Annotated in this window: 19 protein-coding genes; 6 read left to right on the forward strand and 13 right to left on the reverse strand. The window is 74.5% G+C overall.

All coding sequences use genetic code 11. From position 1 onward, the window contains the following. Window positions 1-53 precede the first annotated feature (53 nt). Both ENKNEFLB_RS16525 and ENKNEFLB_RS16530 read left to right on the forward strand, forming a co-directional pair. On the forward strand, window positions 54-1,106 hold the full coding sequence (locus tag ENKNEFLB_RS16525) for an LCP family protein (protein ID WP_214059544.1): 1,053 nt from the start codon (window positions 54-56) through the stop codon (window positions 1,104-1,106). Next, a complete protein-coding gene (locus ENKNEFLB_RS16530; RefSeq protein ID WP_214056387.1) occupies window positions 1,103-1,996 on the forward strand; it encodes a crotonase/enoyl-CoA hydratase family protein in 894 nt (297 codons plus the stop codon). Before ENKNEFLB_RS16525 ends, ENKNEFLB_RS16530 begins: the two co-directional genes overlap by 4 nt. A gap of 40 nt (window positions 1,997-2,036) precedes the next feature. On the opposite strand, the gene ENKNEFLB_RS16535 is transcribed toward ENKNEFLB_RS16530, so the two are convergent. The 9 genes from ENKNEFLB_RS16535 to gatC form a co-directional block, all read right to left on the reverse strand. Beyond that, on the reverse strand, window positions 2,037-2,873 hold the full coding sequence (locus ENKNEFLB_RS16535; RefSeq protein ID WP_246535618.1) for an ECF transporter S component: 837 nt from the start codon (window positions 2,871-2,873) through the stop codon (window positions 2,037-2,039). Continuing rightward, the gene (locus tag ENKNEFLB_RS16540) at window positions 2,870-4,486 is read right to left on the reverse strand and encodes an ABC transporter ATP-binding protein (protein ID WP_214056388.1); all 1,617 of its coding nucleotides are present in this window, start codon (window positions 4,484-4,486) and stop codon (window positions 2,870-2,872) included. Before ENKNEFLB_RS16540 ends, ENKNEFLB_RS16535 begins: the two co-directional genes overlap by 4 nt. After that, window positions 4,483-5,658, reverse strand: a complete 1,176-nt coding sequence (locus ENKNEFLB_RS16545) for an energy-coupling factor transporter transmembrane component T (protein WP_214056389.1) — start codon at window positions 5,656-5,658, stop codon at window positions 4,483-4,485. The genes ENKNEFLB_RS16540 and ENKNEFLB_RS16545 overlap by 4 nt, the downstream gene beginning before the upstream one ends. After that, window positions 5,655-6,716 carry a hypothetical protein gene (locus ENKNEFLB_RS16550; RefSeq protein ID WP_214056390.1) on the reverse strand — a complete coding sequence of 354 codons (1,062 nt, stop codon included), beginning with the start codon at window positions 6,714-6,716 and terminating at the stop codon, window positions 5,655-5,657. The genes ENKNEFLB_RS16545 and ENKNEFLB_RS16550 overlap by 4 nt, the downstream gene beginning before the upstream one ends. Beyond that, complete coding sequence (locus ENKNEFLB_RS16555) at window positions 6,713-7,762, reverse strand: prenyltransferase/squalene oxidase repeat-containing protein (protein WP_214056391.1); 1,050 nt, start codon at window positions 7,760-7,762, stop codon at window positions 6,713-6,715. The genes ENKNEFLB_RS16550 and ENKNEFLB_RS16555 overlap by 4 nt, the downstream gene beginning before the upstream one ends. A gap of 279 nt (window positions 7,763-8,041) precedes the next feature. Then, a complete protein-coding gene (locus ENKNEFLB_RS16560) occupies window positions 8,042-9,151 on the reverse strand; it encodes a prenyltransferase/squalene oxidase repeat-containing protein (RefSeq protein WP_214056392.1) in 1,110 nt (369 codons plus the stop codon). Then, entirely contained in the window at window positions 9,148-10,656 is a 1,509-nt protein-coding gene (gene gatB, locus ENKNEFLB_RS16565) for an Asp-tRNA(Asn)/Glu-tRNA(Gln) amidotransferase subunit GatB (protein ID WP_214056393.1), read from the reverse strand. The genes ENKNEFLB_RS16560 and gatB overlap by 4 nt, the downstream gene beginning before the upstream one ends. Beyond that, the gene (gene gatA / locus ENKNEFLB_RS16570) at window positions 10,653-12,185 is read right to left on the reverse strand and encodes an Asp-tRNA(Asn)/Glu-tRNA(Gln) amidotransferase subunit GatA (RefSeq protein WP_214056394.1); all 1,533 of its coding nucleotides are present in this window, start codon (window positions 12,183-12,185) and stop codon (window positions 10,653-10,655) included. Before gatA ends, gatB begins: the two co-directional genes overlap by 4 nt. Beyond that, on the reverse strand, window positions 12,182-12,487 hold the full coding sequence (gene gatC, locus ENKNEFLB_RS16575) for an Asp-tRNA(Asn)/Glu-tRNA(Gln) amidotransferase subunit GatC (RefSeq protein ID WP_214056395.1): 306 nt from the start codon (window positions 12,485-12,487) through the stop codon (window positions 12,182-12,184). The genes gatA and gatC overlap by 4 nt, the downstream gene beginning before the upstream one ends. Window positions 12,488-12,585: 98 nt before the next feature. On the opposite strand from gatC, the gene wrbA reads away from it, so the two are divergent. The 3 genes from wrbA (at window position 12,586) to ENKNEFLB_RS16590 (ending at window position 14,984) form a co-directional block, all read left to right on the forward strand. After that, complete coding sequence (wrbA, locus tag ENKNEFLB_RS16580; RefSeq protein ID WP_214056396.1) at window positions 12,586-13,185, forward strand: NAD(P)H:quinone oxidoreductase; 600 nt, start codon at window positions 12,586-12,588, stop codon at window positions 13,183-13,185. 124 nt (window positions 13,186-13,309) lie between these two features. Beyond that, window positions 13,310-13,831, forward strand: a complete 522-nt coding sequence (locus tag ENKNEFLB_RS16585; protein WP_214056397.1) for a SigE family RNA polymerase sigma factor — start codon at window positions 13,310-13,312, stop codon at window positions 13,829-13,831. Further along, window positions 13,824-14,984, forward strand: a complete 1,161-nt coding sequence (locus tag ENKNEFLB_RS16590; RefSeq protein ID WP_214056398.1) for a YncE family protein — start codon at window positions 13,824-13,826, stop codon at window positions 14,982-14,984. The genes ENKNEFLB_RS16585 and ENKNEFLB_RS16590 overlap by 8 nt, the downstream gene beginning before the upstream one ends. On the opposite strand, the gene ligA is transcribed toward ENKNEFLB_RS16590, so the two are convergent. Then, on the reverse strand, window positions 14,972-17,113 hold the full coding sequence (gene ligA, locus ENKNEFLB_RS16595) for an NAD-dependent DNA ligase LigA (RefSeq protein ID WP_214056399.1): 2,142 nt from the start codon (window positions 17,111-17,113) through the stop codon (window positions 14,972-14,974). The two genes, ENKNEFLB_RS16590 and ligA, sit on opposite strands and share 13 nt — an antisense overlap. A gap of 86 nt (window positions 17,114-17,199) precedes the next feature. On the opposite strand from ligA, the gene ENKNEFLB_RS16600 reads away from it, so the two are divergent. Beyond that, the gene (locus ENKNEFLB_RS16600) at window positions 17,200-17,844 is read left to right on the forward strand and encodes an alpha/beta hydrolase (protein ID WP_246535619.1); all 645 of its coding nucleotides are present in this window, start codon (window positions 17,200-17,202) and stop codon (window positions 17,842-17,844) included. A 25-nt stretch (window positions 17,845-17,869) separates the two neighbouring features. On the opposite strand, the gene betT is transcribed toward ENKNEFLB_RS16600, so the two are convergent. From betT to ENKNEFLB_RS16615, 3 genes are read right to left on the reverse strand one after another with little or no spacing between them, the layout of a single operon-like run. Beyond that, window positions 17,870-19,933, reverse strand: a complete 2,064-nt coding sequence (gene betT / locus ENKNEFLB_RS16605) for a choline BCCT transporter BetT (RefSeq protein WP_214056400.1) — start codon at window positions 19,931-19,933, stop codon at window positions 17,870-17,872. A 43-nt stretch (window positions 19,934-19,976) separates the two neighbouring features. Then, entirely contained in the window at window positions 19,977-21,710 is a 1,734-nt protein-coding gene (betA, locus tag ENKNEFLB_RS16610; protein WP_214056401.1) for a choline dehydrogenase, read from the reverse strand. After that, the gene (locus tag ENKNEFLB_RS16615; protein ID WP_214056402.1) at window positions 21,707-23,215 is read right to left on the reverse strand and encodes an aldehyde dehydrogenase family protein; all 1,509 of its coding nucleotides are present in this window, start codon (window positions 23,213-23,215) and stop codon (window positions 21,707-21,709) included. The genes betA and ENKNEFLB_RS16615 overlap by 4 nt, the downstream gene beginning before the upstream one ends. Between the last annotated feature and the right edge of the window lie 9 nt (window positions 23,216-23,224).

Genomic DNA, 23,224 nt, shown 5'->3' on the forward strand with positions numbered 1-23,224 from the left:
GGCCGCGCCAGCAGCCACCGCCGCCACCCGGCGACGACGAGCGCACGCAGGTGATGGGCACGCAGCAGCGCCCGTACCAGCCCCCGCGGCGCCCGGAGCCCGGCCCGGTCCGTCCCGTTCCCCCGCCGTCCTCGTCGCGCCCGTCGCGCACCGGACGCCGCTGGCGCCCCCGCCCGCGCCACCTGCTGCTCCTGCTGGTGGCCTGGCTGGTCTTCCTCATCGGGGTCCCGATCTACGCCTGGTCGCAGGTCGAGGAGGTGCCCTACACCCCCGACGGGGACCGGCCCGACGACCAGCCGGGCACGACCTACCTGCTGGTCGGCAGCGACTCGCGCGGCGACCTCAGCGAGGAGGAGCGCACGGCGCTGGGCACCGGGGACGCCGCCGGCCAGCGCACCGACACGATCCTGCTGCTGCACACCGGCTCGGGCCCGAACCTGCTGATGTCGATCCCCCGCGACTCCGTCGTGGAGGTGCCGGGCTACGGCACCACGAAGATCAACGCCGCCTTCGCCTTCGGCGGCGCTCCCCTGCTGACGCAGACCATCGAGAACGAGACCGGGATCCGGGTCGACGAGTACGTCGAGATCGGCTTCGGCGGTTTCGTCGACGTGGTCGACGCCGTCGGCGGGGTGGAGATCTGCCCGCGTGAGGCGATGAAGGACCCGCTGGCCCAGCTGGACGTGAGGAAGGGCTGCCAGGAGGCCGACGGCGCGACCGCGCTCGGCTACGCCCGCTCCCGCAAGGTCTCGGCGCTCGGCGACATCGACCGGGCCCGCCGCCAGCGCGAGGTGATCTCCGCCATCGGCGCGAAGGCGGTCTCCCCGTGGACCGTGGTCAACCCGTGGCGCTACTGGCGCCTGAACACCGCCGGCGCCGACGCCGTCGCGGTCGGCGAGGGCATGGGCCCGGTCCGCGCGGCGATGTGGGCCAGCGCGATGACCAACGTCAACGGTGACGACGGCCTGACCTGCGGCGTCCCGATCGCCAACCTCGACGTCGACTGGGACCCCGAGCGGGCGCCGCAGATGTTCAGCGCGATCATCGAGGACGACACCGAGAGCATCACCCCCGAGCTCTGCAGCCCGACCGGAGGACTCCAGTGACCAGCCCGACCAGGACAGCCACCGCGTACGAGACGCTGGACGTGAGCGTCGACGACGACGGCGTCGCCACCCTGACCCTCGACCGCCCGGACGCGATGAACTCGTTCACCGTGACCATGGCCCGCGAGCTGCTGCACTTCTTCACCGTCGACGCGCACGACGACGCCGTCCGCGCCGTCGTGGTCACCGGGGCCGGCCGGGCGTTCTGCGCCGGGATGGACCTGTCGGCCGAGGGCAACGTCTTCGGTCTCGACGAGTCGGTCGACCCGACCCCGGAGGAGCTGCGCGCCCACCTGACCGACGACCCGTACCAGGACGGCGTGCGCGACACCGGCGGCAAGGTGACGCTGGCGATCCACGCGCTGCCCAAGCCCGTGATCGCGGCGATCAACGGCGCCGCCGTCGGGATCGGCGCCACCATGACGCTGGCGATGGACCTCCGCCTGGCCTCGACCACGGCGAGGATCGGGTTCGTCTTCGGTCGCCTGGGCATCGTGCCCGAGGCCGCGTCGAGCTGGTTCCTGCCCCGCATCGTCGGCATCAGCCAGGCGCTCGAGTGGGTGTACTCGGCCGACGTGCTCACCGCGCAGCAGGCCCTCGACGGTCGGCTCCTCCGCTCGCTGCACGAGCCCGAGGACCTGCTCGGCGCCGCCCAGGAGCTGGCCCGCTCGTTCGTGAAGGACCGCTCCCCCGTGGCGCTCGGCCTGGCCAAGCAGCTGCTGTACCGCAACAGCGCCGCCGCCGACCCGCTCGAGGCGCACCTGTCGGACTCCCTGGCGATGTTCCACGCCTCGATCGGCGACGGCAAGGAGGGCGTGGCCGCCTTCCGCGAGAAGCGCGCACCCCGCTTCACCGGCCGGGCCTCCGACCTGCCGCGCGTCTTCGACTGACGTCCGCTCCTCGCCCATGGCCCGGTGGCGACCGGGAGCCCTACGGTCCGGCGACGGTGCCGACCACCGTCGCGCGACGCGCAGTGCGCCGCAGCGTGGCCAGCACCGCCGGGCCCAGCAGCGCGATCGCCACCGCGTTGGTGATCGCGCGACCGGTGTCGAAGCTGCCGGTCGACGTGATCAGCGTGTAGCGCAGGAACGTCACCAGGTTCTCCCCCAGCGGCGCCCCGGGCACGTAGGTCAGGTCCCCGGAGACGCCGGGCACGCCGATGCCAAGCACGAACGGCCAGTCCGAGAGGTTCAGCAGCAGCCCGTAGGCGTACGCCGCGACCACGCCGTAGACGGCGAGCATCACGATCTCGGCCCGGCCGCGGACCCGCTGCGGCAGCAGCCCGGCGCCCATCCCGACCCAGGCCGAGACGAGCATCTGGAAGGGCAGCCACGGCCCGACCCCCGCGGTCATCAGCGCGGAGGCGAAGAGCGCGGTGCACCCCAGCGCGAAGCCGAACCCGGGGCCGAGCACCCGGCCGGCGAGGATCAGCAGGAAGAAGACCAGCTCGATGCCGCCGGTGCCGGCCGAGACACCGCGCAGCACCGCGACCAGCGCGCTGAGCACACCGAGCACCGCGAGCACCCGTGGGTCGAGACCCCCCTCGGAGATCTCGGCCAGCACGACGACGAGCACCAGCGGCACGAGGGCCAGGAAGAGGAACGGCGGGTCCACCCGGTCACCCGCCGCGGGCTGGAGCAGCAGGGGCCAGCCGAGCATCATCAGCCCGCCGACGGAGGCCAGCGCGAGCACGGCGGCGGTGCGGCGGGTGACCGGGACCGCGGCCGAGCGCGGGGTCCGCGCGCCGGGGCGCACCGGGGCGCTCACGACCGGGCCCCGAGCGAGGCCGCGACCTCGTCGACGCGCAGCCACGGCGCGCCGAGCACCTTGGTGACCTGGGGCGCGAAGGCCGGGGACTCCGCGACCACCCGGCGCACCGGGCCCGACGAGACGACCTCGCCCTCGGACATCACCACGACCCGGTCGGCGCAGAGCGCGACGAACTCGACGTCGTGCGTGGCCACCAGGGCCGTACGCCCGTCGCCGGCGAGGCCGCGCAGCAGCGCGGCCAGGCGGGCCTTGGCGGCGTAGTCCAGGCCGCGCGTCGGCTCGTCGAGCAGGAGCACCGGCGGGGTGGCGCTGAGGACGACGGCCAGCGACAGCGCCATCCGCTGCCCCTCCGAGAGGTCGCGTGGGTGCTGCTCGTCGGGGATGCCGGGGGCGAGCTGGTCGAGCACCTCGCGGGCGCCGGGGCCCGCGGTCGTGCACTCGGCCTCGACCGTGTCGAGGTAGAGCAGGTCCGCGGGGTTCTGCGGGAGCAGCCCCACCAGCTCCCGGCGCCGGCCGGCGTCGGCCTCCCCGGTGTCGGTGCCCCCGACCCGGACCCGGCCCGAGCGACGGTCGCCCGAGCCCTGCAGCGTCCACAGCAGGGACGACTTGCCGCAGCCGTTGCGGCCCATCAGCGCCGTCACCACCCCGGCCGGCAGGCTCAGGTCGAGGTCACGCACCGCCACGGTGGGGCCGTGCACGACGGTCACACCGGTCGCGGCGAGGACGGCGTCCCCGGTGGGCGGGGCGTCGTCGTAGGCCGGGGGCACGCCGAGCTCGAGACCGCGCGCACGGCGCCGGGCGTCGCGGACGTCGAGCGGCAGCGGGGACCAGCCGGCCAGCCGGCCCAGCTCGACGATCGGCGGGACGACCGGGGAGGCGGCGAGCACCTCGGCGGTCTCCCCCACCCGGACCCGGCCGTCGCCGGTCATCAGGCACATCCGGTCGGCGAACGGCACGACCCGCTCCAAGCGGTGCTCGGCGAGCAGGACCGACACGCCGAGGTCGCGCACCAGCCGGGTCAGGGTGGCCAGCACCTCCTCGGCCGCGGTCGGGTCGAGCGCCGAGGTGGGCTCGTCGAGGACCAGGAGCCGGGGGTGCATGGTCAGCACCGAGCCCAGCGCCACCCGCTGCTGCTGCCCGCCCGACAAGGTGCGCAGGTCCCGGGAGCGCAGGTCGGCCACGCCGAGCAGGTCGAGGGTCTCCTCGACCCGGCGCCGCATCGTGGTGGGCGCCAGGCCGAGCTGCTCCATGCCGTACGCCAGCTCCTCCTCGACGGTGTCGGTGACGAACCCGGCCGCGGGGTCCTGGCCGACGTAGCCGATGGCGTGCGCCCGCTCGCGCGGCGGCGTGCGGACGATGCTGGTGCCGTCGAGCAGCACGTCGCCCTCGAGCCGACCGCCGGAGAAGCGCGGGACCAGGCCGGTGACGACCCCGAGCAGGGTCGACTTGCCGACCCCGGTCGGTCCGGAGACCAGGAGCAGCTCGCCCTCCTCGACGGTCAGGTCGACGCCGTCCAGGACCGGGGCGGTCGGGAACGGGCCCTCCCCGTCGGTCGGGTCGGTCGGGTCGACGCGGTCGTAGCGCAGGGCGATGCCGCGGAGGTCGATCATGCGGCCACCGCCGGCTCCCGGCGCCGCAGCGCCACGGGGTCGGGCCGCGCGGCCAGGACCGGCGGCGGCGCGGCCAGCGCCGCGACCAGCCCGAGCAGCGGACCGACGAGCGCGAGCAGGGTGACCGGCGGGACGGCGGAGAGGTCGGGGTAGGCCACGGCGACCTGGGGGTCGAGGAGGAACCGGCCGTCCACCTCGATGCCCCGGGCGAGTGCGACGCCGGCCACCGCCACGGCGACCCCGCTGACCGCGACCACGACCTCGGGCCAGCGCCACCGGTCGGGCCGGTAGCGGGTGCGCTCCACCCGGCGCCCGGCGCTGACCAGGCCGCCGGCGGCGAGCAGCAGCCCGCCGAGGAGGAACCCGCGCCCGACGGGCCGCGACACGGCACCGGTCTGGTCGAGCAGCGCGTACGTCCCGACGCAGACCCCCAGCAGGCCGCTGAGCATCAGCGCGCCGGTGGTGCGCCGCTGACCCGGCGTGGCCGAGCCGGCGCGGCCGTACCCCCGGGTGTCCATCCCGGCGGCGAGCGCCAGGGACCGCTCGAAGGCGTCCTCGAGGACGGGCACCACGATCCGTCGCAGGCCACGCACGCGGCCACGGCTCGCGGGGTCCCCGGCACGCAGCGCCTGCGCCGCTCGGACCCGGCGCACGCTGTCGGCCAGCTGCGGCAGCACGCTGACCGCGACCACCAGCGCCGTGCCGATCTCGTAGAGCGCCGGCGGGACCGAGCGCAGCAGCCGCTTGGGGTTGGCCAGCGCGTTGGCCGCGCCGACGCAGACGATGATCGCCGCCAGCCGCATCCCGTCGTACAGCCCGCCGAGCAGCGACTCGAGGGTCACCGGGCCGAGGAACGTGATCGCGAGGACCGGCTCGGGCAGCGGCAGGGACCAGGCCGGCAGGTCGAGCACGACGGTGCCCGGGTAGCCGCTGCCGACCAGCACCCGGAAGACGACCCGGACCACCACGACGAGCAGCCCGAGCCACAGGTAGAGACGGAAGGACCGGCTCCACGGCTGGTCGCCGCGGCGGGCCAGCACGGTCAGCGTCGCCGTGCCGACCAGCAGGAGCAGCAGGTACGGGTTGGTGGTGAGCGACGCCGCCACCGCGAGACCGATCGCCCACAGCCACCAGGCCACGGGGTGCAGGTCGCGGGGCAGGCGCGCGCTCACGGTCGGCCCGGGGCTCCCCGGAACCGTCGGACGCCGGCCACGGCGCCACCGACCAGGAGCAGCCCGACCACCAGCACCGGCGCGACCCAGACGGGCAGGCCGTCGGCCGCGGCGGCCTCGGCGGCCTGCGGGTCGACCGGGTCGTCGACCAGGGTGGTCTCCTGCTCGGTCTCCGGCTCGGCCGAGGGTGCCACCGCGGCGTCGCGGCGGTCCCTCGCACCCTTGCGGTCCTCGTCGGGCCTGGCCTTCTGCTCGGCACGGTCGCGGCCGAGCCCGTCGCCCGGTGCCGCCCGCCGGCGGTCGCCGCGGTCGTCCTGCGCGTCGGGCGCGCCCGACGCCGTCGGGGTCGGGGTGGCCGGGGTGGCCGGAGACGCGCTGGGCGTCGGGGCCGTGGCCGACGGCGCGGGCTTCGACGGAGCGGCGGCACCGCCGCTGCCGGCACCTGCACCCGCACCGCCGGAGCCGCCCGAGCCGCCCGAGCCGCCGGAGCCGCCCGAGCCGCCCGAGCCGCCCGAGCCGCCCGAGCCGCCCGAGCCACTGGAACCGCCCGAACCGCCGCTCACGGTCCTGACCGGCGGGTCCACCGAGGGCGGGGTCCTGTCACCGTTGTTGAAGCGGAAGGCCACCGAGCCGCCGGCGGGGACCGTGAGGCTGCGGACCCCGAGGGTGGAGTACTGCCAGCTGCCGGACTTCCCGTCCGACCACCACAGGCCCCAGTACGCGTCGGCCGGCGAGGCGTTCACGCACGGGTCGTCGGCGGGTGTGCCGCCCACGCGACAGACGAACCCGGGATCGCGCTGCGCGTACTTCAGGGCCGCGCCAGGGCCGGCGTCGGAGAAGTTGTCGGTCGCCGTCCCGCCGTCGCCGTCGCACCCCGTGGTCGTACCGCCGCCCAGGTTGGTGCGGTCCACGACCACGGTGACGCCCGGCCCGCCGCCGCAGGTCGCGGCGGCGGCGGGCCCGGCGGTCAGCACGGACGCCGCCGTCACCGGGACGGCGAGGCCGCCCACGGCGAGGGCGAGCGCCGCTGCGGACCGGGCGAGGCGGGCGGTGCTCACGCCCGGCAGGCCTTCACGCGGAGGTACTCCAGGCCGGGGGCGGCCTGGGCGGTCGCCCGACGGAACTGGTCGCGGGTCTGCGGGGTGACCCCGTCGCCCAGCGCGGCCCGGTAGGACGGACGGTCGTAGGCGATCGCCCCGTTGGCGAGCTGGAACCCGCGGACCCACCCGGCGGCCGCGGCCGCCGGGCGGCAGCGCCCGGCCTGCCCCAGCGCCCAGGCGGCGAGCCCGGTGCTGTTGGTGTTGGGAACCGCGGTCGGGCCCGTGCCGACGAAGCTGCCGTTGCGCCGCTGCTGGTCGGCCACCCAGGCCAGGCCCGCGGCGGTCGCCCGCTTCACGGCGCGGGTCGGGCCGTCGACCGCCTGCAGGTTGAGCAGGGCGAGGGCGGTGACGTCGAGGTCGGCCTCTCCCCCGGCCGCGTCGCAGCCCTGGTCGGTCGCGTCCGGGTCGGAGAACGAGAGGCGGAAGTAGCCCTCGCGGCACTGCTGCTGCAGCAGGAAGGAGGTCGCGGCGGCCGCCTCGCCCGATCCGGCCGCGTGGAGCCCGCGCACGGCGAAGGCCTGGCCGATGGTGTTGGCGTAGTCGGGGGTGCCGGAGTCCGCGAGGCGACCGGTGTCCGAGACCCGGGCCTCGAGGCGCTCCACCAGGTCGACCCCGCCGAAGCTGCGCGGACGCGCCCGCGGTGCCTCGGTCGCGAAGGTCAGCGCCTTGGCCACGGACCCGGCGTAGACGTCGTCGCTGCCGAAGTCGACGCCGGTGGTCCAGCTGTCCACGTTCGCGGCGAGCGCCTGGCGGACCTGCTTGACCTTGCGGGCCTTGCCACCGACCTCGATCAGCGCGAAGCCGGCGTCGGCGGTGAGGCCGTAGTCGTCGAAGTCGAACTGGTCGTTGACCATGAGCCCGCCGCGGAGCTCGGAGGCGAGCCAGCCGGCGGCGTCGTCGGCCGGGGCCGCCGAGGCGGTGGGGGCGGAGCTGAGGACGCCGGTGACGGCGAGGGCGCCGGTGGCCAGGGTGAGCCCGGCGCGGCGCCAGAGGGTCTGAGACATGGGCGGTGCTTCCTTCCCGCTGCACAGCGGGTGGTCGCACGCGGGCCGGTGCCGCGGGTCGATCCCCGCTGCTTTCCACGACAGCGATGTGATCAGGGACGCGTCGTGGCAGGCGTTCCGGCTCGCCCCGCGAGGGGGCCTACGGTTGCGGGTCAGCGCCGGACTCGGACCGGCTTCCCCCGCCACGGGCGTACGAGGTGGTGCGAGCCGCACTGTACATCTGTGCGGGCCCGACCCGCGCCGCGTCGACGGCGCCGATCCGGGCCGGTCAGGCGCGGGTCAGGCGCCGGGCACCGCGGCCAGGGCCAGGACGGCCTGGGCGGTCGTGCGCCGCCACTGGTCCTGCTGGGGCACCGTGATGCCCTGCCCGGCGCCGCGGTCGAGCGCGTCCTGGTCGTAGGCCACGGCCCCGACCTCCTCGGCCAGCGGCCCCGGGGCGTCGGCGTCGACCTGCAGCCCCGAGACCCAGCGCGCGGCCTGCCCGGCCGCGTCGTCCTCACCGGCCAGGGCGAGCGCCTGGCCGGCCAGGCCGGTGCTGTTGGCGTTCGGCTCGGGGTCGTCCTGGGCGCCGACGACGCCACCGGCGAAGGAGCCGTCGTCCCCCTGCTCGGCCAGCAGCCAGGAGAGGGCCTCCTCGGCGGCCGCGGCGGCCTTCTCGTCGTCGTCACGGCCGAGCAGCGCGACCACGGCCAGGGCGGTGGTGTCGGTGTCGGGCACGTCGGCGTCCCCGCACCCCTGGTCGGCGGCCCGGGGGGCGCTGAAGGTGCTGCGGAAGCCTCCGTCGTCGCACTGCTGCTGGACCAGGAAGGCGGACACGTCGTCGGCCAGGTCGCCGTCGCCCGCACCGTCGAGGGCGCGCACGGCGAAGGTCTGCCCGACCACGTTGGCGAAGTCGTCGGGTCCGGCGTCCACCACGCGCCCGACGGTCGGACCCTCGGTCGAGACCAGGCCCTCGAGCCGCGCCGGCAGGTCGAGGCCGCCGACGTCGGTGGGGTCGAGGTCCAGCGTCGTCGCGAGCACCGCCGCCTTGGCGGTCGCCCCGGCGTACGCCGCGGTGTCCGGGTCGCCGACGTACCCCGCGAGCGTGCGCGGCTCCGTCACGGCGTCCCCGACCGCCGCGGCGGTCACCGGGTCGACGTCGGCCAGCCCGAGGGCGACGTCGATGCTCAGCCCGACGTCGGCCACGTCGTACTGCTCGTTGACGACGAGGCCGTCGGTCAGCTGGCCGCCCAGCCAGTCCGCGGCCGCCACGGCGTCCGGGGACGGCGCCGGGGAGGACGGCGGCGCCGACGGGTCCGCGGTGGGCCCGGACGACCCGCCGGAGCAGCCCGCCAGGGCCAGCGACCCCACGACCAGCAGCGCCGGCAGCCCGGCGTGACCCCGCCTCACGTCAGCTTCTCGAGCACCAGCTCGCGCACCCGGGCCGCGTCGGCCTGGCCGCGCATCTCCTTCATCACGGCGCCGATCAGGGCCCCGGCTGCGGCGTGCTTGCCGGCCCGGATCTTGTCGGCCACGTCGGGGTTGGCCCCGATCGCTGCGTCCACGGCGGCCGAGAGCGCGCCCTCGTCGGAGACGACGGCCAGCCCACGGGCGGCCACGACCTCGTCGGGGGTGCCCTCGCCGGCCACGAGGCCGTCGATCACCTGGCGGGCCAGCTTGTCGTTGAGGGTGCCCTCGTCGACCAGGGCCTGCACGCGGGCCACGTCGGCGGGGGCGACGCCGAGCGCGGCGATGTCCTTGCCGGAGTCGTTGGCCGCGCGGGCCAGCTCACCCAGCCACCACTTGCGCGCGGCCTGCGGCGACGCACCGGCCGCGACGGTCTCCTCGACCACGCCCAGGGCGCCGGCGTTGGCGGTGTCGCGCATCTCGAGCTCGGAGAAGCCCCAGGCCCCCTGCAGGCGCGCCCGGCGTACGGCCGGGGGCTCGGGCAGCGCGGCACGCAGCTGCTCGACCCACTCCCGCGAGGGCGCGACCGGCACCAGGTCCGGCTCGGGGAAGTAGCGGTAGTCCTCGGCGTCGGACTTCTCGCGACCCGAGGTGGTGACCCCGGTGTCCTCGTGCCAGTGCCGCGTCTCCTGCAGGATCGACCCGCCGTCGCCCAGGACGGCCGCGTGCCGCTGCATCTCGTAGCGCACCGCCCGCTCGACCGAGCGCAGCGAGTTCACGTTCTTGGTCTCCGTGCGCGTGCCGAGGCCCCCCTGGTCCTTCGGGGCCAGCGACAGGTTGACGTCGCAGCGCAGCGAGCCCTGCTCCATCCGCACGTCGGAGACGCCGAGGCCGAGCAGGATCTCGCGGAGCGCGGCGACGTACGCCTTGGCCACGTGCGGCGCGCGGGCGCCGGTGCCCGTGACCGGGCGGGTGACGATCTCGATCAGCGGGATGCCGGCGCGGTTGTAGTCGACCAGCGAGTGGTCGGCCCCGTGGATGCGGCCGGTGGCGCCGCCGACGTGCAGCGACTTGCCGGTGTCCTCCTCCATGTGCGCGCGCTCGATCTCGACCCGGACCGTCTCGGTGCCGCCGTCCTCGGTCGGCACGGCCACGTCGAGGTAGCCGTCGAAGCAGATCGGCTCGTCGTACTGGCTGGTCTGGAAGTTCTTCGGCATGTCGGGGTAGAAGTAGTTCTTCCGCGCGAAGCGGCACCACTCGGCGATGTCGCAGTTCAGCGCCAGGCCGATCCGGATCGCGGACTCCACCGCGGTCGCGTTGACCACCGGCATCGCCCCGGGCAGGCCCAGGCAGGTCGGGCAGACCTGGGTGTTCGGCTCGGCACCGAACTCCGTGGCGCACCCGCAGAACATCTTCGAGGCGGTGTTCAGCTCGACGTGCACCTCCAGCCCGAGGGCGGGGTCGTACGCCGCGAGGACGTCGTCCCAGGCGACCAGGGTGTCGCTCACAGCGATCCTCCAGGGGTGGTCAGGGCGGGGGCGCGGTCCAGGAGCGGGCCGCCCCACTTCTGGGTCAGCAGCGCCTCGGCGGCGGCGCCGACGCGGTAGCAGCGGTCGTCGGCCAGGGCCGGGGCGAGGACTTGGAAGCCCGCAGGCAGCCCGTCCTCGTCTGCCAGGCCGCTGGGCACCGAGATGCCCGGGAGCCCGGCCAGGTTGGCCGGGATCGTCGCGAGGTCGTTGAGGTACATCGCGATCGGGTCGTCCAGCTTCTCGCCCAGCTTGAAGGCGGTGGTGGGCGCGGTCGGCGAGACCAGCACGTCGACCTGCTCGAAGGCGGCGGCGAAGTCGCGGCTGATCAGCGTGCGCACCTTCTGGGCCTGGCCGTAGTAGGCGTCGTAGTAGCCGCTGGACAGCGCGTAGGTGCCGATCATGATCCGACGCTTCACCTCGTCGCCGAAGCCGGCGTCGCGCGAGGCGCGCATGACCTGCTCGGCCGACGGCGAGTCGACGCCCTCGGGCAGGACCCGCAGACCGTAGCGCATGGCGTCGAACTTGGCCAGGTTGCTGGAGGCCTCGGCCGGCAGGATCAGGTAGTAGGCGGCCAGCGCGTGCTCGAAGCTCGGGCAGGACACCTCGACCACCTCGGCGCCGGCCCCGACGAGCAGGTCGACGGTCTCGGTGAACCGGGTCAGGACGCCGGCCTGGTAGCCCTCGCCGCCGAGCTCGCGGATCACCCCGACGCGGACGCCGGTCAGGTCGCCCTGGGCACCCTGGCGGGCGGCGTCGAGCAGACCGGTGAGCGGCTGCTCGACCGAGGTGGAGTCGCGGGGGTCGTGGCCCCCGATCACCTCGTGCAGCATCGCGGCGTCCTCGACGGTGCGGGTCACCGGACCGACCTGGTCCAGGGAGTTCGCCAGCGCGACCAGCCCGTAGCGGCTGACCGCGCCGTAGGTCGGCTTCATCCCGACGGTGCCGGTCACGGCGCCGGGCTGGCGGATCGAGCCGCCGGTGTCGGTGCCGAGGGCCAGCGGGGCCTGGAAGGACGCCACGGCCGCGGCGGACCCGCCACCCGAACCGCCGGGGATCCGGTCGAGGTCCCACGGGTTGTGGGTGGGGCCGTAGGCGGAGTGCTCGGTGGAGGAGCCCATCGCGAACTCGTCCATGTTGGTCTTGCCGAGGATCGGCAGGCCCGCGGCGCGCAGCCGGGTCACCACGGTCGCGTCGTACGGCGGGCGCCAGCCCTCCAGGATCCGCGAGCCGCAGGTGGTGGGCAGGCCCTGCGTGGCCAGCACGTCCTTGACCGCGACCGGCACGCCGTCCAGGGGCGAGGCCGGCTGCCCGGCGGCGCGACGGTCGTCGGAGGCGGCGGCCTGCGCCAGCGCGCCCTCGGCGTCGACGTGGAGGTAGGCGTGGACGCTGCCGTCGACCTCGGCGGTGCAGTCGAGCGCGGCCTGCGTCAGCGCGACCGACGTGGTCTCCCCGGCGGCCAGCGCGGCGGCCAGGGCGGCGGCGCTGCTGCGGGTGGGGTCGGCGCTCACTGCTCGTCCCCCAGGATCCGCGGGACGGAGAAGCGCTGCTGCTCGGTCGCGGGGGCGCCGCCGAGGGCCTGCTCGGGGCTCAGGCCCGGCTCGACGACGTCGGCGCGGAACACGTTGGTCAGCGGCAGCGGGTGGGAGGTCGGCGGCACGTCGTCGCCGGCGACCCCGGCGATGGAGGCCACCGACTCTAGGATCACGGACAGCTGGGGGGCGAGGTGGTCCAGCTCGGCGTCGTCGAGGTCGATCCGGGCGAGGTCGGCGAGGTGGCGCACCTCCTCGCGGGTGATCCGGGCTTCAGGCATGCCCGCCATCCTAGGAGCCGTCGCCCGGCGGCTCCTCAGGGGTCGGTGGGTACACTCGGTTGAAAGTTCAAGTTTCTAGCTCCTCAGGAGGACGCTCCATGACGAAGGTCGCGATCATCTACTACTCGGGCTACGGCGCGGTCCACGCGATGGCGCAGCGCGCCGCGCGCACCGCCGAGCAGGCCGGGGCCGAGGTGCGCCTGCGCCACGTCGCCGAGACCGCCCCCCGCGAGGCCGTCGAGTCGCAGGACGCCTGGAAGGCGCACGTCGACGAGGTCGCCGACCAGCCGACCGCCACCCCGGACGACATCGACTGGGCCGACGTGGTCCTGATGGGCTCCGGCACCCGCTACGGCCACGTGACCAGCCAGCTGCAGTCCTACATCGACACCCTCGGCCCGCTCTGGGGCCAGGGCAAGCTGGCCGACAAGGTCTACTCGGCCTTCACCGCCAGCCAGACCCTGCACGGCGGCCAGGAGACCACGCTCCAGGCGATGCACACCACGTTCGCCCACTTCGGCGGGATCATCGTCCCCCCCGGCTACACCGACCCGATCAAGTTCGGCGCCACGGACGGCAACCCGTACGGCGTCGGCAAGGTGACCGGCGCCGGCAGCGAGCTGACCGACGACGACCACGCGAGCATCGACCACCTGGTCACCCGCTGCCTCTCGGTGTCCGCGAAGCTCACCGCCTGAGCGCCTGCAGGACCCGCAGCACCCGCGACCCGCCACCGTCCCCGGTGGCGGGTCGTGCTGCGTCCGGCCCAACCGGACGGGGGGTCCACCGCATCTGGGAGGGTGACCGACCGAGGAGGTCCGGATGCCCCGATCCCCCAGTGACGACGAGTTCACCGCCCTGGTGCACGCGTCGTGGCCCTCGCTCTACCGCACCGCCTACCTGCTGGTGGGTGATCGCGGGGAGGCCGAGGACCTCGTCCAGACCGCGCTGGCGAAGACCTACGCCTCGTGGCCGAAGGTCCGCGACGTCGCGGCGGCGCCGGGCTACGCCCGCACCGTCCTGGTCAACACCGCGACGTCGTGGTTCCGACGCCGGTCGTGGAACGCCGAGTCGCCGCACGACGTGCTGCCCGAGCGGCCCGGTCCGGTCGGCGACCCGGACGACCGGCCCCTGCTGGTCGCGGCCCTCGCCACCCTCGCCCCACGACAGCGGGCCGTCGTGGTCCTGCGCTACTACGAGGACCTGTCCGTCGCGGAGACCGCCCGCCTGCTCGGCGTCAGCGACGGCACGATCAAGTCCCAGACCTCCGACGCCCTCGCCCGCCTCCGGACGCTGCTCGGCGACGCCGTCGTCCCCTCCTCCCTGGGAGCCACCCGTGACTGACCGCCTGCAGCAGATGCTCCGCGACGAGGCCGACGGCCTCACCGTCCCCCCGGCCCCCGCCGGGGCCGTGCTGGTGGCCGGTCGGCGACGCCGACGGCGCCGCACCGTGGCCGCCGCAGCCGCCGCGGGGGCGCTGACGGTCGTCGTCGCGGGTGCTGCCGTGGGGCTGGGTGGTCTCGACCGGGACGCCCCCTCCCCCGACACCGCCTCCGACCCGGCAGCCGGCTCCGGTGCGGTCTTCTCCGTCGGTCGCACGGTCTACCTCGACGACGGCGCGACGTCCGCGCGGGTCGACGACACGGTCGTGAAGTCGCTCTACTACACCTCCGCGGGAGTCCTGGTACGTCACGGGGACGACCCCGCCAGCGACGGCGGCGGGCCCCAGCGCTTCTCCCTCGTCCGGCCCGACCGCTCGGTCAGCCCGGTCTCGGTCGAGACCGAGGAGACCGCGCACGCCACCGACCCCGCCCAGCCCTACCTGGCGTGGGCCGAGGCCACGCCCGGGGGCGCCGAGGTCGTCGTGCGCGACGTCGGCACCGACACCGAGGTCGCTCGCGTCCCCGTACCGGGCCGCTTCTCCTGGTCGCCGCCACCCGTCTCGCTGGACGGCGACACCGTCTACGTCGGCGGCGGCCGCACCACCTGGGCCGTCGACTGGCGCACCGGCGAGGTGGTCGACAGCGGGCTCGACACCCTCCTCCCCCAGGTGGCCGGCGGTCACGCCGTCAGGACGGACCGGGGTGGCAGTGGCGTCGTCGACGTGGCCACCGGGGAGGTGCTGGTGGACGTGCCGACCGAGGACGGGATCTTCGTCGACGTCCGGCTCTCGCCCGACGGGCGGTACGCGTTGCTCGTCCCGGAGCAGGACTACACGACCGGCGGGTCCGAGGGTACGGAGGCCTCCGTCGTCGACATCGCCACCGGCAGCGCGGTCCTGCTCCCGCCCGAGGTCGGGCAGGGGTTCCCCGGCTGGACCCCGGAGGGCGAGCCGTTCGTCGTCACCGGGGACACGCTGCTCGCCTGCTCGCCGGTGGACGGCGCGTGCACCCGGACCGGGCTCGAGATCGAGGACCTGCCCGACCAGGGCGACGACGCCCCCGCCCCGGGCTCCAGCCAGGAGCTGCGCCTCGGCGGGGTGACCTACGAGTCCTGAACCGGGTCCTCGGGCGGGTCCTCGGGGACCGGCTCGGGGGCCGGCGGGGGTCCGTCGGCGAGCAGCGCGGTGAACCCCGCCTCGTCGAGGACGGGGACGCCGAGCTGCTCGGCCTTCTCGGCCTTGGTGCCGGCGTTCTCGCCCACCACGACGAAGTCGGTCTTCTTCGAGACCGACCCCGAGGCCTTCCCGCCGCGGGACAGGATCGCCTCCTTGGCCGAGTCGCGGCTGTAGCCCTCGAGCGAGCCGGTCACCACGACGGTGAGGCCCTCCAGGGTGCGCGGGACGGACTCGTCGCGCTCGTCGGCCATGGAGACGCCCGCGCGGGTCCACCGGTCGACGATCGAGGCGTGCCAGTCGACGCGGAACCACTCCGTGACGGCCTCGGCGATCGTCGGCCCGACGCCGTCGGCGTCGGCGAGCTGCTCCTCGGTGGCCGCGCGGATGGCCTCCATCGAGCCGAGCTCGGTGGCCAGCGCCCGGGCGGCGGTGGGGCCGACGTGGCGGATCGAGAGCGCCACCAGCACCCGCCACAGCGGGACCTCGCGCGAGGCCGCCAGCCCGGCCAGCAGCGAGCGACCGTTGGCCGACAGGACCCGGCCGCGCTCGTCGGCGTCCTCGCCCTTCTTGGCCGCACGCGTGAAGAGCTCGGTGCGCAGCAGCTTGTCCTCGTCGAGGTCGAAGACGTCGCCCTCGTCGGTGATCACGCCGGCCGTCAGCAGGGCGTGCGCCGCCTCCGAGCCGAGACCCTCGATGTCGAAGGCCCCGCGCCCGGCCACGTGGAAGACCCGCTCGAGCGCCTGGGCCGGGCAGGCCCGGTGGTTGGGGCAGCGCAGGTCCTTGTCTCCCTCCTTCTGCTGGGTCAGCGGGGTGCCGCACGAGGGGCACTCGGTCGGCATCTGCCACGCGGGCAGGCCCTCGGGACGCAGCGCGAGCACCGGCCCGACGATCTCGGGGATCACGTCGCCGGCCTTGCGCAGCACGACGGTGTCACCGGGGCGCACGTCCTTGCGGCGCACCTCGTGGGCGTTGTGCAGGGTGGCCATCTCGACGGTCGACCCGGCCACCCGGGTGGGCACCATCCGACCGAACGGGGTCACCCGGCCGGTCCGCCCGGTGTTGACCTCGATGGCCAGCAGCTCGGCGTTGACCTCCTCGGGCGGGTACTTGAAGGCGATCGCCCACCGCGGCGCGCGGCTGGTCGAGCCGAGCCGGCGCTGCAGCGCGTAGTCGTCGACCTTGACCACGACGCCGTCGATCTCGTGCTCGACGTCGTGGCGGTGCTCGCCGTAGTGCTCGACGAACTCGCGCACCTCGGCCAGGCTGTCCAGCACGCGGACCCGGTCGGAGACCGGGAGGCCCCAGGCGGCGAGGGCGTCGTACGCCCCCGACTGCGACCCGGGCTCGAAGCCCTCGCGGGCGCCGATGCCGTGGCAGACCATCCCCAGCGCCCGGGTCGCGGTGACCCGCGGGTCCTTCTGCCGCAGCGAGCCGGCCGCGGCGTTGCGCGGGTTGGCGAAGACCGGCTTGCCGGCCTCGGTCATCGCCTCGTTCAGCCGCTCGAAGGCCGCGGTCGGCAGGAACACCTCGCCGCGCACCTCCACCAGGTCGGGCACCGGGTGCTCGTCGGTGCCGCTCAGCCGGGTGGGGACGCCGTCGATCGTGCGGACGTTGGGCGTGACGTCCTCCCCGGTACGCCCGTCGCCCCGGGTCAGCGCCCGGGTCAGCCGGCCGCGCTCGTAGAGCAGGTTGATGGCGAGGCCGTCGACCTTGAGCTCGACCAGCAGCTGTGGGTCGACCACGCCGTCGCGGGCCAGCCGGGCGTGCCAGGAGGCCAGCTCCTCGTCGGAGAAGGCGTTGTCCAGGCTCTCCATCCGGCGCAGGTGGTCGACCGCGGTGAACTCGGTCGAGACCGCCCCGCCGACCTTCTGCGTCGGGCTGTCCGGCGTCCGCAGCTCGGGGTGGGCCTCCTCGAGCTCCTCCAGGCGCCGCATCCGCCGGTCGAAGTCGGCGTCGTCGAGGGTCGGGTCGTCCAGGACGTAGTAGCGCCAGCGCGCGTCCTCGACGTCCTCGACCAGCTGGCGGTGCTCGTCGCGGGCCTCGGTGGGCGCCGGCTCGGGCGTGCTCATGGGTTCATCCTGCCGGGTCCCGCCGACAGCCCCGCTCGCCCGTGCGGGCGACGGCCCCCTTCTACCTGCCGGACACACTGGAGCACGTGCCCGCTCCCTCCCTGACCCGGCTCGACCCGACCTCCGACCCGACCTCCGACCCGACCTCCGCCCCGACCTCGGTGGTGCTGCTGCTGCACGGCGGCAAGCCGCACGGCCGCGACGAGGTCGGGGCGCGGAGCGCGTCCTGGCGCCGGATGGCCGCGCTCCAGCGCGGGGTCACTCCCCGGCTCCACCAGGCCGGCGCGGCCACCTGGCTGGTGCGCTACCGCGAGCGCGGCTGGAACGGCACCGGCGCCTCGGCCACCGAGGACGCGCGCTGGGCCCTGGCCGAGGTGCGCGACGAGCTCGGCGAGGTGCCGGTCGTGCTGCTCGGGCACTCGATGGGCGCGCGCACCGCCGTCCACGTCGCCGACGACCCCTCGGTGGTCGGCGTGGTGGCCCTGGCGCCGTGGTGGGACCGCTCCGACCCGGTCTCCGCCCTCACCGGCCGTCACCTGCGCGCCGCGCACGGCCGCGCGGACCGGATCACCTCGGCCCGGATGACGCGGGACTACGTGCGTCGCGCCGGACCGGTCGCCGCCTCGACGGGCTTCGAGGACATGGGTCGGGTGGGGCACTACATGCTGCGCCGCGTCGCCCGGTGGGAGGACGTGGCCGTCCGGGCCTGCCTGGACATGGTCGGCGCCTGACCGTCCTGGCGCCGGCCCGGCCCGGTCAGGTCCCGGACGCGTCGTGCAGGCGCAGGAACTCCAGGTGCCGCTCGTACTGGTCCAGCACGTCGTCGATCAGCTGGGTCCGGCTGTAGCCCATCACGTCGTAGCCCTGCCCGCCGTCGCGCAGGTGCACCTCGAGGCGGGAGTAGCGCTCGTCGCCGCGGGGCGCCCACCCGCCGTACGACGGGATCGGCTGGTCGCAGCGCTGGACCCGGTAGACGAAGGGCAGCTCGGCACCGACGTCGGTGACCAGCTCGGTCCCGGGCTGGCCGTCCTCGTCGGCGCGCTCGACCACCTCGACGCCCACGCCCTGGCTCCGCAGCTCGTCGGCGACCTCCGCCAGCGCGGGACCCACGACGGAGGCGAGGTGGTCGTCGGCCTTCGCGCGGTCCGGGAACGTCATGACCCGGCGTACCCGGGCCTGCCAGGGCACGTGGCTGGGCCGGCCGGCCGGCTCGGCGGACCCGCTGCGGCTCGACAGCATGCCCGGCAGCATCCCGGACCGGCTCTCCGCGACCTGGGCCTCGACCGACAGCGCCCGGTACAACCCCCACATCACCGGGACCAGCACGATCGCGAACGGCAGCCCCACGATGATCGTGGCGTACTGCAGGGCGAAGATGCTCCCGGCCTGCAGGATCGCCAGGGTCAGCGCGCCGGTGGCGGTCGCCCAGAAGATCCGCAGCCAGGCCGCGCCGTCGTCGCTGCTGGAGCGGAGGGTGGAGGACAGGTTGGCCATCACCAGGGCGCCGGAGTCGGCGGAGGTGACGTAGAACAGCAGCCCGACCAGGATCGCCAGGGTCGCGACCACCGGGAAGGCGGGGTACTCCTGCAGCAGCGCCCACAGTCCCTCGGACGGGTCGACGCCCTCCTCGATGACCGTCTGGAAGGACGCGTTGCCGCTCCGGATCTGGTCGAGGGCGGCGTTGCCGAAGATGCTGACCCACATCACGATGTAGGTGAAGGGGATGATCAGGGCGCCGAGCACGAACTGCCGGATGGTGCGCCCGCGCGAGATCCGCGCCAGGAACATCCCGACGAAGGCGGACCAGGCGACCCACCAGGCCCAGAAGAACAGGGTCCACAACCCCATCCAGCCGCTGTTCTCCTCGAAGGCGAAGGTCTGGTTGGTCATCTCCGGGAAGAGCCGCGCGTAGTCACCGACGTTGAGCACCAGTGCGTCGAGCAGGTACGCCGTGCGCCCGGTGACCAGGATGAACAGCGCCAGCGCGATCGCCAGCAGCACGTTGATCTGGGAGATGATCTTGATCCCCTTCTCGACCCCGGTGGTGGCCGAGACGGCGGCGATCACGACCGCCAGGATGATCAGGGCGGACTGGGTGGCCAGGCCCTCGGGCAGGCCGAAGACGATGTTCAGCCCGACGTTCAGGCTGACCACGCCGATGCCGAGCGAGGTGGCCACCCCGAAGATGGTGCCGAGCACGGCGGCGATGTCGGTGGCGTGCCCGATCGGACCGTCGATCTTCTTCCCGATCAGCGGGTAGAGCGCCGAGCGCACCGCGAGCGGCAGGTTCATCCGGTAGGCGAAGTAGCCCAGGGCCATCCCCATCAGCGTGTACATGCCCCAGCCGGACAGGCCGTAGTGGAACAGCGTCCACACCGTGCCCTCGCGCGCGGCCTGGACCGTGCCGCCCTCGATCGAGGGCGGGTCGAGGTACTGCACGGCCGGCTCGTAGACGGAGTAGAAGATCAGGTCGGTCCCGATGCCGGCCGCGAACAGCATCGACGCCCACGCCGCGGTGGAGAACTCCGGACGGGAGTGGTCGGGCCCGAGCCGGATCGAGCCGTACTTGGAGAACGCCAGGTAGACCACGAACACCAGCACCGAGGTGGTCAGCGCGATGTAGAACCAGCCGAAGCCGGTCGAGACCTGCCCGACCAGGGACGCGAGGGTGGCCTCGGCCCCCTCCGGCCTGACCACGCACCAGACGGTGACCGCCAGCGTGATCAACGCCGCCGGGACGAACACCGGCAGGTTGAGCCGGGAGGCCGGCTCCTCGGGGACCGGCCCGGCCGCCCCGGGTCGTGAGTCGAGATCGGTCATCGCTGTTCTCCTCTTCACCTCGCCGGCCCCGCGGGGCCGGCGCTCAGTGGACCTGGACGGTGCCGGGCCGCGCGTCGTTGCGCGGGTCCCCCTGCGGGTACAGCGGCATGCCGGTTCCGTGACGGTAGAACGGCACGTCCTCGGGCGCCAGTGGCGTGTTCCCGGCGATCAGGTCCGCGGCCTTCTCGGCGAGCATCATCACCGGGGCGTAGATGTTGCCGTTGGTGACGTAGGGCATCACCGAGGCATCCACGACGCGCAGCCCCTCCACGCCGTGCACCCGCATGGTCGAGGGGTCGACGACGGAGTCCGCGTCGGTGCCCATCCGCGCGGTGCAGGACGGGTGCAGCGCCGTCTCGGCGTCCTCGGCGACCCAGTCCAGGATCTCCTGGTCGGTGCTGACGCCGGGGCCGGGCGAGATCTCCCCGGCCGAGAACGGCGCGAACGCCGGCTGCTCGAGGATGTCGCGGGCCGCACGGACCATCTCGATCCACTCGCGCCGGTCGTTCTCGGTCGACAGGTAGTTGAACTGCAGCGCCGGGTGCTCGAACGGGTCGGTGCTGCGGATCTTCAGGGTCCCGCGCACGTCGGAGTACATCGGGCCGATGTGCACCTGGTAGCCGTGCTCGGCGGCCGGCTGCGAGCCGTCGTACCGGATCGCGATGGGCAGGAAGTGGAACATCAGGTTGGGGTAGTCCACCTGGTCGTTGCTGCGCAGGAACCCGCCGGCCTCGAAGTGGTTCGACGCCCCCACCCCGCGTCGGCCGAAGAGCCACTCGGCGCCGATCCGGGGCTTGTGCCGGTGCTTGAGCCACGGGGCGATCGAGACCGGCTGCTTGGCGGCGTGCTGGATGTAGACCTCGAGGTGGTCCTGCATGTTGGCCCCGACGCCGGGCAGGTCCGCGATCACGTCGATGTCGAGCCGCTTGAGCAGCTCGGGGTCGCCGATCCCGGCCAACTGGAGCAGCTGCGGGGAGTTGATCGCGCCGCCGCAGAGGATGACCTCACCGGCCTCGACGCTGCGTCGCGCCCCGCGCCGTCCCACGCCGCGCACGTAGTCGACCCCGGTGACGCGGGGCCCGCCGGCCTCCCGGGCGACCCGCAGGCCGGTGACCTGCGCGAGCGTGTGGACGTCGAGGTTGGGCCGGCTCATCACCGGGTGCAGGTAGGCCTGGCTGGCCGAGAGGCGCCGCCCGCGGCTGACGTTGCGGTCGAAGGGCGCGAAGCCCTCCTGGCGGTAGCCGTTGACGTCGTCGGTCAGCGGGTGGCCGGCCTGCTGGACGGCCTCGAAGAAGGCACCGAAGAGCGGCGAGGACGCCGGCCCCCGCTCGAGCACCAGCGGCCCGGCACCGCCGCGCCACGCGTCGGCGCCCGCGGTGGTGGTCTCCATCCGCTTGAAGTACGGCAGGCAGTGGGCGTAGTCCCAGTGCTCCATGCCGGCGTCGGCGCCCCAGCGCTCGTAGTCGAGCGGGTTCCCGCGCTGGAAGATCATCCCGTTGATGCTGGAGGAGCCGCCCAGGATCTTGCCGCGGGCGTGGTAGACCGTCCGCCCGCCCATGTGCGGCTCCGGCTCGGAGGTGTACTTCCAGTCGTAGAGCCGGTTCCCGATCGGGTACGGCAGCGCGGCCGGCATGTGGATGAACGGGTCGAGCTTGGTGTCGGTGCGACCCGCCTCGAGCACGAGCACCCGGGTGCCGGGGTCGGACGACAGCCGGTTGCCCAGCGCGGAGCCGGCCGAGCCGCCCCCCACGATCACGTAGTCGTAGCGCTCGCTCATGACGGGTCTCCCTCGCTCGGTCCGAACCAGCCCTGGGGGACGGGGCGGGTGTTGTGCCACACGTGCTTGGTCTCGCGGTACTCGTCGAGGCCGGCCAGCCCCAGCTCGCGACCGACGCCGCTCTGCTTGTAGCCGCCCCACTCGGCCTGGGGCACGTACGGGTGGTAGTCGTTGATCCAGATCGTGCCGTGGCGCAGCCGCCCCGCGACCCGCTCGGCGCGTCCGGCGTCGCGGGTCCAGACCGCGCCGGCCAGGCCGAAGATGGTGTCGTTGGCGATCGACACCGCGGCGTCCTCGAGGCCGCCGGCGTCGGCACCGGTGAAGGTCTCGACGGTCAGCACGGGTCCGAACGACTCGTCCTGCACGCAGCTCATGTCGGCCGCGCAGCCGTCGAGGATCGTGGGCCGGTAGAACCAGCCCCGCTCGTAGGCCTCCCCCTCGGGCCGCGACCCGCCGGCGCGGAGGACCGCGCCCTCGGCGAGGCCGGCCGCGACGTAGGCCTCCACCTTGTCGCGGTGCGCCTCGGAGATCAGCGGGCCGGTCTCGGCGTCGCCGTCGAAGGGGCCGCCGAGCCGGATCTGCTCGGTGCGCGCCACCAGCGCGTCGACGAACTCGTCGTGGATGGAGTCCTCGACGACCAGCCGGGCCCCCGCGGAGCAGACCTGGCCGGAGTCGAGGAAGACCGCGGTCAGCGCCATGTCCAGCGCGGTCTCCAGGTCGGCGTCGGCGAAGACGATGTTGGGGTTCTTGCCGCCCAGCTCGAGGGCGACCTTCTTCACGGTCTCCGCGGCCGAGGCCATCACCCGTCGCCCGGTGACCAGCCCGCCGGTGAACGAGACGAGGTCCACCTCGGGCGCGGTGGTCAGCGTCGGGCCGACGCGGTCGCCGGCGCCGAGCACGAGGTTGGCGACGCCGTCGGGCAGCCCGGCGTCGGCCAGCGCGCGCATCAGCCAGATCGCGGTGGACGGCGTCAGCTCGCTGGGCTTGAGCACGAAGGTGTTGCCCGCGGCCAGGGCCGGGGCGACCTTCCAGGAGGTCTGCAGCAGGGGGAAGTTCCACGGGGTGATCAGCGAGCACACGCCGACCGGCTCGTGGACGACCTTGCTCACCACGTCGGGCATGCCGGTGTCGACGACCCGCCCGGCGTCGGCCTGCGCCAGCCCGGCGTAGTGGCGGAAGACGGTGACGATGTCGTCCACGTCGAGGCGCGACTCGACCATCCGCTTGCCGGTGTCGAGGGACTCGAGCCGGGCCACCTCCTCCTTGTCGGTCTCGAGGCGGTCCGCCAGGCGGTGCAGCAGCGCGGCCCGTTCGGGCGCGGGCGTGCGTGGCCAGGGGCCGTTGTCGAAGGCGCTGCGGGCCGCCACGACGGCGGCGACCGCGTCCTCGGCGGTGGCCTCGGAGACCTCCGCGACGACCTGGGTGGTGTCCGCGGGGCAGCGGACCTGGCGCGTGGAGCCGTCGGAGGCGTCGCGCCACCGACCGGCGATGAAGAGCTCGGGCACCCCCTGACG

Origin of the sequence: Nocardioides aquaticus (assembly GCF_018459925.1) — a bacterium.
In the GTDB taxonomy this organism is placed as follows: Bacteria; Actinomycetota; Actinomycetes; order Propionibacteriales; family Nocardioidaceae; genus Nocardioides; species Nocardioides aquaticus.

Excerpts from the sequence above, each read along its gene's own strand:
- ENKNEFLB_RS16525 (WP_214059544.1), top strand. The coding sequence starts at position 54 with ATGGGCACGCAGCAGCGCCCGTACCAGCCCCCGCGGCGCCCGGAGCCC.
- ENKNEFLB_RS16540 (WP_214056388.1), bottom strand. The coding sequence starts at position 4,486 with ATGATCGACCTCCGCGGCATCGCCCTGCGCTACGACCGCGTCGACCCG.
- ENKNEFLB_RS16555 (WP_214056391.1), bottom strand. The coding sequence starts at position 7,762 with ATGTCTCAGACCCTCTGGCGCCGCGCCGGGCTCACCCTGGCCACCGGC.
- gatC (WP_214056395.1), bottom strand. The coding sequence starts at position 12,487 with ATGCCTGAAGCCCGGATCACCCGCGAGGAGGTGCGCCACCTCGCCGAC.
- wrbA (WP_214056396.1), top strand. The coding sequence starts at position 12,586 with ATGACGAAGGTCGCGATCATCTACTACTCGGGCTACGGCGCGGTCCAC.
- ENKNEFLB_RS16585 (WP_214056397.1), top strand. The coding sequence starts at position 13,310 with ATGCCCCGATCCCCCAGTGACGACGAGTTCACCGCCCTGGTGCACGCG.
- ligA (WP_214056399.1), bottom strand. The coding sequence starts at position 17,113 with ATGAGCACGCCCGAGCCGGCGCCCACCGAGGCCCGCGACGAGCACCGC.
- betT (WP_214056400.1), bottom strand. The coding sequence starts at position 19,933 with ATGACCGATCTCGACTCACGACCCGGGGCGGCCGGGCCGGTCCCCGAG.
- betA (WP_214056401.1), bottom strand. The coding sequence starts at position 21,710 with ATGAGCGAGCGCTACGACTACGTGATCGTGGGGGGCGGCTCGGCCGGC.